The organism is Sorangiineae bacterium MSr12523, assembly GCA_037157775.1.
In the GTDB taxonomy this organism is placed as follows: Bacteria; Myxococcota_A; Polyangia; order Polyangiales; family Polyangiaceae; genus Pendulispora; species Pendulispora brunnea.
This window is the reverse complement of sequence record CP089982.1, coordinates 1,162,107-1,178,529: the sequence shown is the minus strand read 5'-3', so window position 1 is coordinate 1,178,529 and position 16,423 is coordinate 1,162,107. Positions and strand designations below refer to the sequence as shown.

General features: G+C 62.9%; 11 protein-coding genes. 7 read left to right on the top strand and 4 right to left on the bottom strand.

Going from position 1 to position 16,423, the window contains the following annotated elements:
* Positions 1-77 precede the first annotated feature (77 nt).
* Both LZC95_05035 and LZC95_05030 read left to right on the top strand, forming a co-directional pair.
* Positions 78-1,499: an ATP-binding protein gene (locus LZC95_05035; protein ID WXA96199.1), complete on the top strand. Its 1,422-nt coding sequence runs from the start codon at positions 78-80 to the stop codon at positions 1,497-1,499.
* Complete coding sequence (locus LZC95_05030; protein WXA96198.1) at positions 1,496-2,872, top strand: sigma-54 dependent transcriptional regulator; 1,377 nt, start codon at positions 1,496-1,498, stop codon at positions 2,870-2,872. Before LZC95_05035 ends, LZC95_05030 begins: the two co-directional genes overlap by 4 nt.
* Positions 2,873-2,896: 24 nt before the next feature.
* Here the strand turns inward: LZC95_05030 and LZC95_05025 are convergent, their stop codons facing one another.
* Complete coding sequence (locus LZC95_05025; GenBank protein WXA96197.1) at positions 2,897-3,331, bottom strand: response regulator; 435 nt, start codon at positions 3,329-3,331, stop codon at positions 2,897-2,899.
* Between the two features lie 158 nt (positions 3,332-3,489).
* On the bottom strand, positions 3,490-4,695 hold the full coding sequence (locus LZC95_05020; protein ID WXA96196.1) for a glutathione-dependent formaldehyde dehydrogenase: 1,206 nt from the start codon (positions 4,693-4,695) through the stop codon (positions 3,490-3,492).
* 406 nt (positions 4,696-5,101) lie between these two features.
* Between LZC95_05020 and LZC95_05015 the strand changes: the two genes are divergently transcribed.
* The 5 genes from LZC95_05015 (at position 5,102) to LZC95_04995 (ending at position 12,872) form a co-directional block, all read left to right on the top strand.
* On the top strand, positions 5,102-5,962 hold the full coding sequence (locus LZC95_05015) for a hypothetical protein (GenBank protein ID WXA96195.1): 861 nt from the start codon (positions 5,102-5,104) through the stop codon (positions 5,960-5,962).
* 228 nt (positions 5,963-6,190) lie between these two features.
* On the top strand, positions 6,191-6,601 hold the full coding sequence (locus LZC95_05010; GenBank protein ID WXA96194.1) for a hypothetical protein: 411 nt from the start codon (positions 6,191-6,193) through the stop codon (positions 6,599-6,601).
* Positions 6,602-6,622: 21 nt separating this feature from the next.
* Positions 6,623-8,098: a TolC family protein gene (locus LZC95_05005; GenBank protein ID WXA96193.1), complete on the top strand. Its 1,476-nt coding sequence runs from the start codon at positions 6,623-6,625 to the stop codon at positions 8,096-8,098.
* Positions 8,095-9,714, top strand: coding sequence for a FixH family protein (locus tag LZC95_05000; protein ID WXA96192.1), 1,620 nt, complete (start codon positions 8,095-8,097; stop codon positions 9,712-9,714). The genes LZC95_05005 and LZC95_05000 overlap by 4 nt, the downstream gene beginning before the upstream one ends.
* A gap of 71 nt (positions 9,715-9,785) precedes the next feature.
* A complete protein-coding gene (locus tag LZC95_04995) occupies positions 9,786-12,872 on the top strand; it encodes a CusA/CzcA family heavy metal efflux RND transporter (protein WXB00300.1) in 3,087 nt (1,028 codons plus the stop codon).
* Here the strand turns inward: LZC95_04995 and LZC95_04990 are convergent.
* Together LZC95_04990 and LZC95_04985 are read right to left on the bottom strand one after the other, a co-directional pair.
* Positions 12,850-14,571, bottom strand: coding sequence for a protein kinase (locus LZC95_04990; protein WXA96191.1), 1,722 nt, complete (start codon positions 14,569-14,571; stop codon positions 12,850-12,852). The two genes, LZC95_04995 and LZC95_04990, sit on opposite strands and share 23 nt — an antisense overlap.
* A 274-nt stretch (positions 14,572-14,845) precedes the next feature.
* The gene (locus LZC95_04985) at positions 14,846-16,393 is read right to left on the bottom strand and encodes an ABC transporter substrate-binding protein (GenBank protein ID WXA96190.1); all 1,548 of its coding nucleotides are present in this window, start codon (positions 16,391-16,393) and stop codon (positions 14,846-14,848) included.
* Positions 16,394-16,423: the final 30 nt, after the last annotated feature.

Genomic DNA, 16,423 nt, shown 5'->3' with positions numbered 1-16,423 from the left:
AGTAAGCGGCACGCAGCTTGCCCCGCAGGCAAACGGCAGACCTTTTCCGCCAATTCACCTCATGGGATACCGTATTCATGAGACTCGTCCCGAAGCTCGCCACCGCCATGGTTGGAGCGATGTGCCTGGTTCTCGCAGCGAATGGCTATTTGCGCGTGCGGCGTGAGGTCGCCGTTCTCCAGGCCGATCGCATTGGAGATCACGCGCTGCTCGGGCGCTCCTTGAGCGCGGCGGTTTCTGCGGCGTGGCGCTCGGAAGGCCGGACCGCTGCACTGCGGGCCGTGGATCGGCTCAATGCGCAAGGAGGGCGCGTGCACGCGCGGTGGGTCGACGCGAGCGCGACGGTCGACGACGAGGCCGCGCGCAAAGCCCTCGAGACGGATACCATCCCAACGCGCATCGAGCGGACACCCGCAGGGGACAAGCGTTCGAGCGACACCCCCGTCGTGGTGGGCACGGAACGGGTCGGCGTCGTCGAGCTGTCGGAATCGTTGGACGCCGAAGAGCGCGCGTCGCACAGAATCGTCATCGACACCCTCCTGACGACATTGACGATGGTCCTCGTTTGCAGCGTCATCGCGATTGTTCTCGGGCTATGGCTCGTCGGCCGGCCCATTCGTGCGCTATCGGCCAAAGCACGCCGCATCGGCGCCGGCGACTTTTCCCAGCCGCTCGCGTTGAAGCAGAAGGACGAACTCGGTTTTCTCGCCGGCGAGATGAATGCCATGTGCGACCGACTCGAGGAAGCGACACGCCGAGCCGAAAAGGAAACCGCAGCGCGCATCCGGACCATCGAGCAGCTCCGCCATGCCGACCGGCTCATGACCGTCGGCATGCTTTCCTCGGGCATCGCCCACGAGCTCGGCACTCCGCTGAACATCGTGCTGGCGCGCGCCCAGCTGCTGGAGTCGGAGGACGTCACACCGCCCGAACGGGTCGACTACGCTCGCGTCATCGTCGACGCCGCGAACAAGATGGCCAAGATCATTCGGCAACTGCTGACGTTCGCGCGGAGAAAACCTGCACAGAAGGCCCCACGTGACCTACGGCGCATCGCCCGCGACACGATCGAGCTGCTCCAACCGCTGGCCGACAAAAGCCACGCGCACATCGAGCTCGTCGAGGGCCCACCGGAGCTCATTGCGGAAATCGACGGCGATGGAATTCAGCAGGCCGTCACCAACCTCCTCGTCAATGCGATTCAGTCGATGCCTCGAGGTGGTACCATCGACGTACTCGTCGACCGCGCGCGCAATTCGACCGCCAGCGAAGGCGTCATCGTCAGTGTGCGCGACCAAGGCCAAGGAATTGCCGAAGAGCATCTACCTCGCATTTTCGAGCCCTTCTTTACGACCAAGGAGGTCGGCAGCGGTACCGGATTAGGATTATCGGTGGCTCACGGTATCGTGGAAGATCACGGAGGGTTCATCGAGGTGACGAGCACACCATGCAAAGGAAGTACGTTTACCATTCACCTTCCCGGGGAGATACCGACGTGACCGCCGACGTCCTTCTCGTCGACGACGACCAGCCACTCTGCGAGACGCTCACCCTCGGACTGGGGAAGCGGGGCTTTCGTGCGCAATGGCGGACGTCGGCCGGCGACGCACTGCATCTGCTCGAATCGACCGATTTCGACGTCGTGGTCACGGATCTGAACATGCCCGAGATGAACGGTATCGAGCTGTGCGAACGCATCGCCCTCAACCGTCCCGATGTACCGGTTATCGTTCTCACCGCATTTGGCAATCTCGATTCCGCGGTCGCGGCCATACGAGCAGGCGCCTACGACTTCATCAGCAAACCCATCGAAATCGATGCCCTGGCGATTGCCGTGGACCGCGCCGCCAACCACCGCAGGCTGCGTGAGGAGGTCAAACGGCTCCGGCTCGAGGTCCTGGATCGTCCGCGTGATCGGACGCTCATTGGCGAGAGCACGGCCATGCGGCGCACCCAAGATCTCATTTCCCGCGTCGCCGGGTCCGATGCCACGATACTGGTGACCGGAGAGAGCGGCACGGGCAAAGAAGTCGTCGCGCGCGCCATTCACGACCGGAGCCGGCGCCAGGCGGGGCCCTTCATTGCCATCAACTGCGCGGCGGTTCCGGAGTCGCTCCTCGAGAGCGAGCTTTTCGGCCACATCCGCGGAGCCTTCACGGACGCCAAAAGCGCGAGCGCCGGCCTCTTCGTGCAAGCCAACGGCGGGACGCTGTTCCTCGACGAGATCGGCGACATGCCCCCGTCGATTCAACCGAAGCTTCTCCGCGCCCTGCAAGAGCGCAAAATACGGCCGCTCGGGAGCAAGTCCGAGGTATCGATCGACGTACGCATCGTGACCGCAACCAATCGCGACTTGGAATCGGCCATCGACGAGAAGCGATTTCGAGAAGACCTCTATTATCGAATCAATGTCGTTCACATTCCATTGCCGCCACTCCGGGCACGGCAGGCCGACATTCTCCCACTTGCGCTGCACTTCATTCGCATGTTCGCGGCGCAGTCGGAGAAGAACGTGACGGGTCTCTCGAAGGAAGTTGCTCAAAAGTTGCTCGCCTATGCTTGGCCCGGCAACGTCCGCGAACTGCAGAATAGTATCGAGCGCGCCGTTGCGCTCACCCGGTTCGAGGAGATTCGCGTCGACGACTTGCCGGAAAAGATTCGAGACTACCGATTTTCGCACGTCCTCATTGCCGGCAACGATCCGGCGGAGCTCGTCCCTCTCGAGGAGGTGGAACGGCGCTACATTTTGCGCGTTCTCGACGCCGTTGCCGGAAACAAGGCTGCGGCGGCGCGCGTGCTGGGGCTGGAGCGAAAAACGCTCTATCGAAAGCTCGAGCGCTACGAGCTCCGCGAGAAAGCGCAATCGGAGTGAGGTATCGCCTGGGCCGAGGGCGAATCAACCTCGGCACAGCATATTGACCGTAGCCCGCAAATCCTCGAGCGCGAAAGGCTTGTCGAAGAGGAGGGCTCCCCGCGCCTCCGCGTGGGTGCGCAGTTCGTCATCCCCAAAGGCCGTCATCAGGATGATGGGCAGGGGCGACTGTGTCCTTCGAACGGCATCGAGGGCTTGCAGCCCCGTGCATACGGGCATTCGAACATCGGAGATGATGAGATCGATCTCCGCGCTCGGGCTCTCGCTTTGCGCATCGATGCAAATTAACAAGCGCCCGCCGTCGGCGGCCTCGCGAACGTCGTACCCGTCGCGCCGCAGAGCTTCGACCACGATCCGCCGCATCTCGGGATCGTCCTCTGCAACGAGCACGCGAGGCGGATCGTGGAGCGGCCGGCGCTGAGATCCGCCGCCACGCCCCGCCTCGCCAGGGACAGTCATCTTGCACATCGCAGTCTTCAAGAGCAGCGGACGTGCCACATCACGATGCCGAAAAAGCCCGCCATTTGCGCGAAACGTCAGACGTCGAGGCCGCGCGCCGCGAAGTTTCTTTTCGACACGGAGGGCCCCCCGGACACACCTACGGAGAGCCTCACCCGTTATGCAGCAGGCCGGAGTTCGACTTTCGTCCAACCGGGGGTGCGCTTGTCGAAGGCCTGGTACGCTTCGATGGCCGATTGCAACGGATCGCTTTGCGTCAAAATCTCGGCGGGGTCGATGATGCCGCTCCGAACGAGCCCCACGAGCTTGGGAATGTATCTCCGATGGTTGCAATTGCCCATCTTCACGGTGAGGTTCTTGTTCATCGCCGTGCCAATGGGGAACGTCGTGGCTCCGCTGGGGTAAACGCCGATGATGCCGAGCGAACCGCCCTTGGCGAGCGCCTCCACGGCCCAGCGCAGTACTTGGGAAGGCGCATCGCCGGGGTGCCAATTGTCGCCACGAGGATTCGTCTTCGGCGCGACGGCGGAAACCTCCGACGCAAAGGTCGCTCGCTGCTCGGCTTTTTGCTTGGCCGGCCCCTCGTGCGGGCACTCGGCATCGACCCCAACGGCGTCGATGACCCGGTCGACACCGGTACCGCCGGTCAGCTCACGCAGCACCTCGATGGGATCTTCTTGGTTGAAATCGATCACCTCGGCGCCTTGTGCGCGCGCCATGCTCAAACGTGAGGGAACGGCATCGATGGCGAAGACGCGTCCGGCGCCAAGCAGCTTCGCGCTCGCAATGGCAAATTGGCCGACGGGCCCGCAACCGAAGATAGCGACCGTGTCGCCGTCTTCGATCTCGGCCAGCTTGGCGCCAAAATAGGCCGTGGGAAAAATGTCCGAGAGCAAGATGGCTTGTTCATCCGACACGTCCGGTGGCAGCTTGACCAGCCCGACATTCGCAAAGGGGATCCGGGCGTATTCCGCTTGCAAGCCGTGGAATGGCCCGCTCTCCTCCGGTCCGCCGAAGAATGCCGTGCCCGTTCCCCGTGGGTTGGCCTGATCGCATTGGGAATAGTAGCCAGCACGGCAATATACGCAGACGCCACATGCAATGGTCGATGGGATCACCACCCGATCCCCCTTCGAGAAATTGCGCACGCCCTTTCCGAGTTCTTCCACGGTGCCTACGCCTTCATGGCCCAAGATCGTTCCCGGTTTCATACCTGGAAGGGTCCCGCGAACCATGTGAAGATCCGTACCGCAGATGGCGCTCGCGGTAAGGCGAACGACGGCGTCATAGGGCTCTTGGATTCGGGGCTCCTTTACATCGTCGAGACGAATGTCGCCAACACCGTGGAATACGACTGCTTTCATACGCGGCCTCCTTGCGAACGTCACGTTGCGCATTTCGTGCCGAATCGGCGAGCCCTGCGTTCGAAGGCTCACCCCGATACGGCACGTTGCATCCACGCAGTGGATATGGAGGCATACGCGTCATCGACCGACACTATATGAATGACCGCGATTCCCGATTTGGAACTTCACGTTCGAATCCCAAATAACATTTCCAATCCTCGACATACGGACGACCTTTATTAAAACAGTGCGCAAGCGTAGATGGCTGTCGCACATCATGCGATGACACTTGAAGTGCCTAGAAAAAAGCAGCTCACGGGCGATCGTCTTTTCGAGTGGGTCGACGCGCTATCTCCCCACATTGCATCAGAGGGAACGAGACGTGCGCTTATTGTAGAGCAAGCGTAAGTCAGGGGGGAAGACAATGATCAACTCGAACTTGATTCGCACGGGCATGCTTGGACTCTTTGCGGCCACGCTTGGAGTCATGGGCTGCGCTGCGGGCGACAGCGATACTTCGTCCAGCAATAACCTCACCGGCGATCCCTCGGCTCAGCAAGATCCTGCGGCCGATGGAGATGCCTGCCATTGCAAATCGTACTCGGGCCGCGCGGTTGCGGCGACCGTCAAAGTGGGTAAGCCCAACGGGCTCGGAGACTACGAAGACACCGTCTTCGTGTCGGATACGAAGGCTCTTCCGTCGAGCGGTGGCCATCAGACGGCCAGCCTGCTGACCCTCAACGCCGGCAACCTCGTGAAGGCTGGGGTTGCGAATGCCTCGACCGAGGGCGGGAAGGGCAAAACCGTTTCGCGTGCGGCCGTCGCCAATGCGGCGCTCTTCCGTGACGCGCCGGTGGGCGGCCTCTTGGGCGACGTTCTCGGCGAGGATGGACACGGCGGAACCATTGCCATCGACCTGCGGCAGATCCTCAGCGACCTCGGTGTGACCGATCTCGTTTCGGACCTCTTCGGCAAGGGCGGCTTGCTCGAGCACGGAATCCTCGTGGACGTGGTCGAGGAAGACGCGAAAGCGTGGTGCGATGATGGCAAGGCCCGCTCGGCCGCCGGTGTAAATATCCTCAATCTGCGCATCAATGGGAAGCCCATCCAGGTTTCCACGGACCCGAACCAGATCATCGATCTGGGCATCGTTCGCATCGCCATCAACGACCAGGAGAAGAGCGCCGATGGCGGCTCCATCGACGCGGCCGCACTGCGGGTCACCGTCGCGGACATCGTCGACGTGAAGGTCGCGCGCGCAAGCGCCGGCATCAAGTGCCGCTGACGCGGGTAGACGGTTCGTCCTAGGGACGCGTTCCATACTGTCGAGAGCCCCGCCCTTGCCACATGGCATCGGCGGGGCTTTGGAACGTCCATCGATGGAGTCGGATTCACCTGTCACGCTTGGCGGGCGTCGCGCCTAGACGAAGGGAAAGCGTCCCATTCGCCGAGTTTGCCGTGCAGGTTTCCCGATGATAATTGTGACGACGTGCGATCGCCGAGGCCAAAATCCATGCTGAAACGCCTGGCCATGGCGCTTTTGGTGTGGGTGGCGACGCTGATCGTGCTGAGCGGAATCGCCCAGGCGGGCAGGTCGTACCTGTACTGCCAAGCGATGGGGACGCTGCAGGCGCATTGCTGTTGTCCGCACGGATCGCCGCCCGATGCCCACGCAGTCCTGGCGAAGGCGCCGTGTTGCTGCGAGCCGGGCGCGCTGCCCGCACTCCCGCCGAGCGCTACGGCGGAAACGCCGCCGGGTCTGCCAGCGGCTCCTTTGACCGCGGTGCTCGAGCCGAATCATCCATGGCGCCATGCCATGGCGGCGCCATCGGGGTATCCGCCATCGGCTGCAGATCTTCATCGGATACGGCCACCACCCTCCCCGGCCGCGGCCTGCGCGCGGCTCGGCGTCTTCCTCATTTGATGCGATCCGCGAGGATGCTTCGTGCGTCCTCGCATTTCGAAGCCGGCCGGCGCGATGCCGCGCGCTGGCCGTTTGCGCACGCGTGCGCGGTTTCGCATCGAGGAAGGAATCCGGGAAATGCTTGCTGGAATGGCGCGAGCCCATGGGATCGCACTTGCTCTCTTATTTCTAAATGCCTGTGCAACGGCGGGCGCATCGAGCTTCGATGCGATGCGCGCGGACTACGACCGTGCGGGACCGACTTCGCCCGCCGCGCGGGCCGACGATGAACGCGTCCTCGAAACGAGCGCGCTCGATCGCCCCTCGTACGTGCGCGCCGTTCTGCAGCGCAATCCGACCATCGAGTCCGCGCGCCATGGGTGGCGCGCGGCCATTGCGCGCATCAAACAGGCCGGCTCCTTCGAAGATCCCATGGTCGACCTCTCCGTGGCGCCGCTCTCCATCGGCTCCTCGAGTGTGCGAACGGGTTACGAAGTCGGTATTAGCCAGAAGCTGCCCTGGTTCGGCAAACGCAACTTGGAAAGCGCCGTCGCCTCGGCGGAGGCCGGCGCGGCCAAAAGCGACTTCGAGGCCACGCGGCGGGAGCTCGCCCTCACGGCGTCCGTGCTCTACGACCAATACTTCGTCGCCGTTCGCTCTCAAGAAATCAACGCGCAGCACATTGCGCTGGTGCGCACCCTGCGGGCAGGCGCCACGGCGCAATTCGAAGCGGGGCGTGCGTCGGTGCAGGATCCCCTGCAGGCCGAGGCCGAGCTCACGCACCTGGAGCACGACGCGGTCATCCTGACCTCGCAGCGCGAGGTGATCGTCGCGCAGATGAACGAGCTTCTGCACCGCGATCCCGAGCTGCCCCTGCCCCCGCCGAAGGATCTCCCCCTGCCTTCGGGCGATGTGCACGATGCGAAGCGCTTGCAGGCCGAGGCGCTCGAGCGCCGCCCCGACATCGAGTCGGCACGCCTGCACGCACGCGCCGAGCAAGCGCGGGCCGACAAGAGCGATCGCGAGTACTATCCGGATTTCACCGTCTCCACGTCGTACAATTCGATGTGGGACATGCCCGAGCACCGCTGGATGGTGGGGCTCGGATTCAATTTGCCCATTCAAGTCGGACGCCGCGCCGCCATGGTCGACGAGGCCAATGCCGCGAGGCAACGCTTCGAAAGCGAGGCGGTTCGCCTTTCCGACATGGCCCGGACGCAGGTGGTGGTGGCCCTCAAGCAGCTCGAAGAATCGAAGCACGTCCTCCACCTGTTCGAAGAGCGATTGCTTCCCGTCGCGCGAAACCAAGTCGATGCGGCCCGGGCTGGCTTCATTGCCTCGCAAAACCCGTTCGTCGCAGTCATCGACGCGGAAAAGAACCTTCGCAGCGTGGAGCTCGATTACCAAATGGCGCGCGCCACCTGCGACCGGCGAAGGGCCGAACTCGATCGGGCGCTCGGCCGCATTCCCGGTTTGGATGGTAAAGACGCCAAAGACGCGAAGGAGGTGGCGCGATGAACCGGCGCTTCCTCGTCTCCATCGCGTTCGTCGCGATCCTCGGCGTCGCCGGCATCGCACTGCGCGGTCCGCTCGTCGCGTGGTTCACCGGCAAGAGCGTCTCGGGTGCGGGTGAAACCACCGCCATGCAGGTGGGCCCATTCACGGTCAAGGCTGCACTCGAGCCGGATCCACCGGCCATGAAGGACAACGCCCTCGTGCTCGACGTGCGCGATGCGGGCGGCAAGCCGGTCGACGGCGCGACCATCGAGCTGGTTTACGACATGCCGGCCATGGCGACGATGCCGGAGATGAAGGGCAGCGCCAAAGTGACCGCCGAGAAGAACGGGCGCTACCGCGCGATATTCGATCTGCCGATGGGCGGCAACTGGCCACTCGTTTTGAGCATTCGCGCAGGCGGGGCCTCGGGATCGCAGGGCATGAGCCTCACCGTCGGGACCAAAGGGCTTTCCGCCACGGGCGGCGGCACGTCCTCGAGCACCGAAGCCCCCGGCGCGATCGATCACTACACGTGCTCCATGCATCCCTCGGTGAAGCAGCCAGGGCCCGGCAAGTGCCCTATTTGCGGAATGGACCTTACGCCCGTCACGAAAGACCAACAGGAACAGGGACTCGTCACGGTCGACGAAGCACGCCGTCAGCTCATTGGCGTGCGCACCGCGCCTGTGACCGAAGGCCCCATGCGCAGCTCGTTTCGAGCCGTGGGACGGGTCACCTACGATGAATCGTCCCTTTCGGACGTCAACCTCAAGGTGCGCGGCTGGATCACGCAGCTTCAAGTGAGCCAGACCGGCCAACGCGTGGGAGCAGGCCAAACCTTGTTTACCATGTACAGCCCCGAGCTTTACAACGCGCAGCAGGATTTCCTGCTCGCCACGCAGGGGGCGAATGCGTCGCCGCCGGCATCGGACGCGGGACCGAATCGGGTCGAATCCCTGCGGGTGGCGGCACGCCAGCGGCTGCGCCTTCTCGGAATGACGGATGCCCAAATCGATGCCGTGGCCAAAAAGGGCACGCCCATGGAGAGCGTCGCGGTGCCGTCACCGGCCGGCGGCATCGTCATCGAGAAGAACGTCGTCGAGGGAGCCTCGGTCGAAGCCGGAATGCGCCTCTTTCGCATTGCCGCCATCGACAAGGTGTGGATCGAAGCCGATGTGTACGAGGCCGATCTCGCGAACGTGCGCGTGGGGCAGCCCGCGACGGTCACGCTCGATTACCTCCCGGGCCGTTCCTACCAGGCGAAGGTTGGATACGTGTATCCCTATTTGGAATCGAAGGCGCGCACGGGCCGCGTGCGCGTGGTGCTCACCAATCGCGATCTCGAATTGCGACCCGGTATGTACGCGAGCGTTTCACTGGGCGCCGACGTGGGCAAACGCGTGCAGGTCCCGGCGCCGGCCGTCGTCTACACCGGCCCCCGGCGCCTCGTGTTCGTCGACGTCGGAGAAGGACGGCTCCGCCCGCAGGAAATCCACGTCGGCGCGGAATCGGATGGCATGTACGAGGTGCTCGACGGGCTGAAACCCGGCGACGTGGTCGTGACGTCGGGCGTCTTTCTCATTGCCGCCGAAGCGCGCATCAGCACCGCCGCCAAATACTGGGAGAGCACCCCGTGAGCGCCCGAAACCAAGGGTGGATCGCGCGGCTCATCGCGGCGTGCGCGCACCGGCCTTTTCTCACCATTCTCATGGTCGTCGCGCTATCGGCGTGGGGTGTGGCGTCGCTTCGAAAAACACCGCTCGATGCCATTCCCGATTTGTCCGACGTGCAAGTCATCGTCTTCACCGAGTGGATGGGCCAAAGCCCCGACCTGGTGGAGGACCAAATCACGTATCCCATCAGCGCGGCCCTCGTATCGGCGCCAAAGGTGCAAGCGGTGCGCGGCACCTCGATGTTCGGCATGTCCTTCGTCAATGTCATCTTCGAGGACGGGACGGATATCTATTGGGCACGAAGCCGCGTGCTCGAGTACATGAGTTCGGCCCGCGCCAAGCTCCCGCAGGGCGTGAATCCGACCTTGGGCCCCGATGCGACCGGCGTGGGCTGGGTATTCGAATATGCCCTCGTCGACAAAAGCGGCAAACACGATTTGCAGGAACTGCGCGCGCTTCAAGATTGGAATCTCCGTTACGCGCTCGCCAGCGTGCCCGGCGTGGCCGAGGTCGCGAGCGTCGGCGGGTACGTGAAGCAATACCAAGTCAACGTCGACCCCAACAAGCTGCTCGGTTACGGCATCACCATGGACGAGGTGGTTCGGGCGGTGCGCGCCTCGAACCAGGAGGTGGGCGGGCGCGTGCTGGAAATCGCGGGCCACGAGCAAGTCATTCGTGGACGCGGTTACGTGAAGAAACCCGAGGACATCGGCCAGAGCCCCATCAAAGTCGTGGAGGGTACGCCCATTCGGGTGAAGGACGTGGCCCGCGTGGACCTCGGCCCCGACATCCGGCGCGGACTCACCGAGCTCAATGGCGAGGGGGAAGCGCCGGGCGGCGTGGTCATCATGCGCTACGGCGAAAATGCGCTCACGGTCATCGAAGGAGTGAAAGAGCGCCTGCGCGAACTCGAAAAGGGCCTTCCCGAAGGCGTAAAGGTCGTTACCACCTATGACCGCTCGGAGCTCATCGAAGATTCCGTCGAGACCTTGCGGCACACGCTCCTCGAGGAGATGATCGTCGTAAGCCTCGTTATTTTCATTTTCCTTTTGCACGTTCGCAGTGCACTCATTCCCATTCTCACCCTGCCGGTGGGGGTGCTCCTCGCATTCATTCCCATGCGCGAGCAGCACCTTACGGCAAACATCATGTCCCTGGGCGGTATTGCGGTCGCCATCGGTGCCATGGTCGACGCGTCGATCATCATCATCGAGAACATTCACAAGAAACTTCACGAATGGGACGAGGGGGGGCGCCAAGGCTCCCGCAGGGACGCCATCGTTTCGGCGATGCAGGAAGTCGGGCCGTCCATTTTCTTTTCGCTCCTGGTCATCACCATTTCCTTTTTGCCCGTCTTCACCTTGGAGGCCACGGAGGGGCGGCTTTTCAAGCCGCTCGCCTTCACCAAAACGTACTCCATTGGCTTCGCCGCCGTCTTGGCCGTCACCCTCACGCCGGCGCTCGCCGTTCTGTTCATCCGCGGCAAAGTGCACGACGAGATGCGAAACCCGCTCAACCGCTGGCTCACGGCCGCGTATGCGCCCGTCGTGCGGTTCGTGGTCACGCACCGCTGGAAGGTCATCGCCTTGGCCGTCGCGGCCATGGCACTCACCGTTCCTGCCCTCTTTCGTCTGAGTAACGAGTTCATGCCGCCGCTCAACGAGGGCGTTCTCCTGTACATGCCCACCGCCCCGCCTGGAATGTCCGAAAACGAATCGGCGGTGCTACTCCAGGCCATGGATCGGGAGCTGAAAAAGTTCCCCGAGGTCGTGAGCGTCTTCGGCAAAGAGGGCCGTGCCGAGAGCCCGACGGACCCGGCGCCGCTCGGCATGGCGGAGGTCACCGTGGTGCTCAAGCCGCGGTCCGAATGGCGAAAAGGAGTGACGTGGGATGGCCTCATCAAGGAGATGGACGAAAAACTCCGCTTGCCCGGCATGCCCAATGTCTGGTGGATGCCCATTCAGACACGCACCGAAATGCTGGCCACCGGCGTGCGCAGCCCGCTCGGAATCGAAGTATTCGGCGACGATCTCGACTCCATCGAAAAGGCGGCCATTGCCGTAGAACGCGCCGTGGCCACCGTCCCCGGAACCCGCAGTGCGTTCGCCGAGCGTTCCACCGGCGGCTTCTACATCGATTTCGAGGTCAATCGCGAAGAAGCCGGTCGCCACGGCCTGACGGCTCAGGACATCAACATGGTCGTCGCCCAGTCGATCGGCGGCGAGAACGTCTCGGAAACCGTGGAGGGCCGCCAGCGATTTCCCATCAACGTGCGTTACGCGCGCGAGTTCCGCGACGATCCCGAGGTGCTCGGCCGCACGCTCATCTCCACCCCGGATGGGGCGCAGATCCCACTTTCGCAGGTGGTCCACATTCGCAGCCGGCTCGGACCTCCCATGATTCGCAGCGAAGGCGGAAAACTCGTCGGTTTCGTCTTCGTGGACACCGATCGCCCCATTGCCGATTACGTGGCCGAGGCGAAGGAAACCGTCGCACGGGAGGTTCGACTTCCACCGGGAACGCGCCTAGCGTGGGTGGGGCAGTTCAAATATTTCGAGCGCGCAAAAGAACGGCTGAAGTGGGTTATCCCCCTCACGCTGGGAATCGTGTGCATGCTTCTGTATTTCAATACGAAGTCGGTCACCGAGACGTTCATCGTGATGCTCGCGGTGCCATTCTCCTTGGTCGGTGCCATCTGGCTTCTCTATCTGCTGCACTACAACGTGAGCGTGGCCGTGTGGGTCGGCGTGATTGCCCTCGCCGGACTCGACGCGGAAACCGGCGTGGTGATGCTCCTCTATTTGACCTTGGCCCACGAGCGCCATCAACGCGAAGGCCGCCTCGTCACCCGCGGCGATCTGCGCGAAGCCATCGTGGAGGGGGCGGCCAAGCGCCTCCGCCCCAAGCTGATGACCGTCGCCACCATGATCATCGGCCTGGTGCCGGTCCTTTGGAGCACGGGCACCGGGGCCGACGTGATGAAGCGCATCGCGGCGCCGATGGTCGGCGGGCTCGTCACCTCGTTTCTTCTCGAGCTCACCGTCTACCCCGCGATCTTCGCCATCTGGAAGCAACGCGGCCTTCGCGATGACGACGGAGTTACGAGTCCGTTATCACCGTGATCTTCCGACGAGGTCCGTTGTCGTCCACGATCTTGACCTTCGGCTTCGACGGCTCGGCACTGTGTGTTGTCGTCGCCGACGGCGGCGGTGGCGCGGGGGGCGGCTCGGCGCTCGGCGCCTGCGATTTGGCCATGGCTTGCGGCCCTGCCCCCGGCCGCGGGTTCGGCATGAAACGCGCTCGTGGCGTCGACGCATCCGCCCCCGACGGCGATGCCTTCGAACGAAGCGTGAGGACGCGCTGGATCGGCTCCGTCGCGTCCGCCGGAACGTCGATATTCAGGGTCTCCTCGTAATAGCCATCGCGCGTTACGACGAGGGACTGCGCGCCCGGCGGAAGATCGACCGTGAGCGGCGTATGCCCGAGCACGGCTCCATCCTTTTCGACGGTGGCTTCCGAGGGCTGGCTATCCAGCCTGACCGTCGTCGCGGGAGCATGCTTCACCGCCTGGGCCACATTCGCACCCGACGCGGCGTGAAGATCCGCCCTTAGTGAGGATTTGCTCAGAATGCGACCGCCGAATACGAGCAATGCCGCCAGCGCGAGCACCGCTCCGGACGCGGCGAAGAGACGACGCGCCTTCAGTTCGACCCGCACGGACAATCGCTCGCCGTCGCCCGCCGCGACACCGCGCCCCGTGCTGAGCGGAAGCACGGCCGAATGGGACGTGACCGGGAACGGCGGCAGATTCATGGGCGATACGCTGGAAACGGCCGACGCAAGGCGAGCATCGATGGCCTCCCTCACCTTTTGCGCATGTTCCGCAAAGAGGTCCGAGATCAGCGCGCCCACATCGGCATGCGTCGCATGCGGGAGCGTCGCCAGGACTTCCTCGAGGGCCGAGCAAATCTCGGCGGCCGTCTTGTAGCGATCATCGATGTCCGCCGCCGTCGCGCGACGGCAGATATCGACCAGCTTGCTCGGGACACCTTCGAGCGCGACCGGCTCGGGAATGTCCTCACTGGCGAGCTTGTGAAGGATCTCCAACTCGGAAAGATCGCTCCACATGCGCTTTCCCGTGACGGCCCGCCAAAGGATGGTTCCGACGGCAAAAATATCGGCGCGCCGATCCACTTCGTTCCGCGCCACGATCTGCTCGGGCGCCATGTACGCGACCTTGCCCTTGAAGGTACCGGCCTGCGTCTCCGTATTGGAATCGTTCGCCTTCGCAATTCCGAAGTCGAGAACCTTCGTGGTTCCGCTGTACGTGATGAAAACGTTCTGCGGAGAAATATCGCGGTGGACCACGTTGAGCGATGCACCGTCGAAATCCCGAAGCTCGTGCGCGAAGTGCAAACCCTGGCACACGTCGCACAACACCCGAAGGAAAATGCCCAGCGGAATGCCGCCCGACGCTCGAGCCGCCTTCATGAAATGATCGAGGTTCTGGCCTTCGAGGTACTCCATCGCCATGAAGTACCGTTCGCCGTCGAACCCCACCTCGTTGGTCTGGACGACATTCGGGTGGTTGATTCGCGCCGCGAGCCGCGCCTCGTCGAGGAACATGGTGCAAAAGTCACTGTCCGAGGACAGTTCTTTGCGCAGCAGCTTGACGACTTGGAGCTTGTTGAATCCGCCGGGCCCTTGAACGACGGCAAGAACGATGTCCGCCATGCCGCCGCGCCCGAGCTCCAAGATATGGCGATATCTTCCTGCGGCCTGCATCAACATGGGCTCGGGAATGGAGCTGCGTGCAATCATCGTCGGCTACTCCCCGCCTCTCCTGTCAGGAGTTGCGCGATTCAGAAACCCAACCCTTTCATCCTGCATCAGCAGAAGCGAACATACGAAGCAGCGAACCTCAGTGCGCATGTGTGGGCAACTGCAAGTCCGATCAACATCTTGGACGTGAGCGGCCGAGCATGCGTTTCGCGGAAGCAGGCAGTTCCCGGCGCGTCGACGCATTTCAGCATTCGACGGCCACCGGCGTGGCGCCCGAAGACCGCGAGGTCGAGCCCGCGGTCTTCGGAATTCGTCAGTAGCCGAGCCATTCATTGACGAGCGAAATCGAGAGTTTGTCGACGAATGCCAATTGCCCGCTGCTGTCGAGTTTGTAGATCGACGCATTCGATTGGGGACGATGATCCTTGGGCGAGAACGATATGGGCCCTGCGGTCAGACCGCCCATGTCGACCAACCGGAACGTCTCCAACGCGTTCTTGAGGTCTTCGCCCGTCGGGTTTCGATGGCCCGCATCCAGTGCCAGATTCATGGCCTTTTCCCAGAGGACGGCGGCTGCAAAGCCCTGCACGTAGCGGACATCGCGAAAGCTCTCGGGCTTCCGGCGCTCGGTGGAACGTGGGACCATGGTAATGGGCGCCTCCGGCGGTAAGGCATTGTCCTTGGCGGCGTAATTGTCGTGCACGGCGATGAGCTGAACCATCTCCGTCGCATTCTGGATATCGCCATAACGCGGCACCGGGAACAACCCGTAGAACAAATCATTGTTGCAGCCGGGCCCGCACGTCGCAGAAGCCGTTTCGCCGATCCCCCAATTGTTGGCCATGACCCGAAGCTTCCACTTCTTCGTAGGATTGGCCTCGAGGATCTTGCGTACCTCGGGGCTGGCGTCGATCGTATTTTGCGCGATGGACACCCCGCGGGCGAGGATCGCGGATGCGAACACGCTGTTTCCGGACCACACCCAGCTCACCGGATCGTAGGTCCAACTCGCGGTATTCGCGCTGATGAAATGCTTGATCTCCGCATCGAAGTACGCGGCGGTGTTCCGCAGGATGGTGTCCGTATCCGCTTCGCTCGAGGTTTGCGGAATGATGAGATCTCGACCGAGCGACATTCCCGTGATGGAGGGAATGAACGATGCGCCCGCGGCGAGCGGATCCGTGCAGTACGCGCAGATGTTGCTAACCTCGTGCGCGAAGGCCATGCGGCCCGGTTGAATCGAGAATGCGGCCTTGATCGCGACCCGAATGGCCGTGGCGTAGTCCGTCGCCGGGAAAAACACGTAAGGCCAACCCGAGCTCGTTTTGGCGTCGTTGAACTGGGCCTCCTGGAACGAATCGTTGACCCGCGTGTACGTCACACTCTTGTCGATGGGATCGGGCGAGGCGAGCGAACCAGCATACGATCCCGGGATGATCAGCTTTTTCTCGCGCTCGAGCTCCGGTCCGACGGCGGTCGTCGGTCCCGTCCCGAACAGAAAGACGGTGTTGACGTCCTTCCAATGCGCGTCGGACGCTCGCCACGATTGGACCACTTTCTCCGTGTCGCCTGGCGTGTACTTATTATCTCCTACTTGAATATCGACCTTACAACCTCGGAGCCCGCCGTTGTCGTTGAGGGTTCTCAAGTAGTCGTAGATCCCGAAGAAGTAGGGAATCGCAATGTCCGTGGCCGTGCCTGAAAAATCAGACGCGATGCGCACGTAGACGGTTCCCTGACAACTCGATACGGACTGGGTCACGACTTGAGGATCCGAATCGATACCCAGGATCCCTGTACATCCATTCACGGCCAACGTGGACGCGATCAAAAACGGCAATACGGTGTGACGAGGTTTCATGCTCCCCTCTCCTTTCCGCTCAACCTTTGT

What these genes read in the sequence shown, in the direction of transcription:
- LZC95_05035 (WXA96199.1), top strand. Translation starts at nt 78, where the DNA reads ATGAGACTCGTCCCGAAGCTCGCCACCGCCATGGTTGGAGCGATGTGC.
- LZC95_05025 (WXA96197.1), bottom strand. Translation starts at nt 3,331, where the DNA reads ATGACTGTCCCTGGCGAGGCGGGGCGTGGCGGCGGATCTCAGCGCCGG.
- LZC95_05020 (WXA96196.1), bottom strand. Translation starts at nt 4,695, where the DNA reads ATGAAAGCAGTCGTATTCCACGGTGTTGGCGACATTCGTCTCGACGAT.
- LZC95_05015 (WXA96195.1), top strand. Translation starts at nt 5,102, where the DNA reads ATGATCAACTCGAACTTGATTCGCACGGGCATGCTTGGACTCTTTGCG.
- LZC95_05010 (WXA96194.1), top strand. Translation starts at nt 6,191, where the DNA reads ATGCTGAAACGCCTGGCCATGGCGCTTTTGGTGTGGGTGGCGACGCTG.
- LZC95_05000 (WXA96192.1), top strand. Translation starts at nt 8,095, where the DNA reads ATGAACCGGCGCTTCCTCGTCTCCATCGCGTTCGTCGCGATCCTCGGC.
- LZC95_04995 (WXB00300.1), top strand. Translation starts at nt 9,786, where the DNA reads ATGGTCGTCGCGCTATCGGCGTGGGGTGTGGCGTCGCTTCGAAAAACA.
- LZC95_04990 (WXA96191.1), bottom strand. Translation starts at nt 14,571, where the DNA reads ATGATTGCACGCAGCTCCATTCCCGAGCCCATGTTGATGCAGGCCGCA.
- LZC95_04985 (WXA96190.1), bottom strand. Translation starts at nt 16,393, where the DNA reads ATGAAACCTCGTCACACCGTATTGCCGTTTTTGATCGCGTCCACGTTG.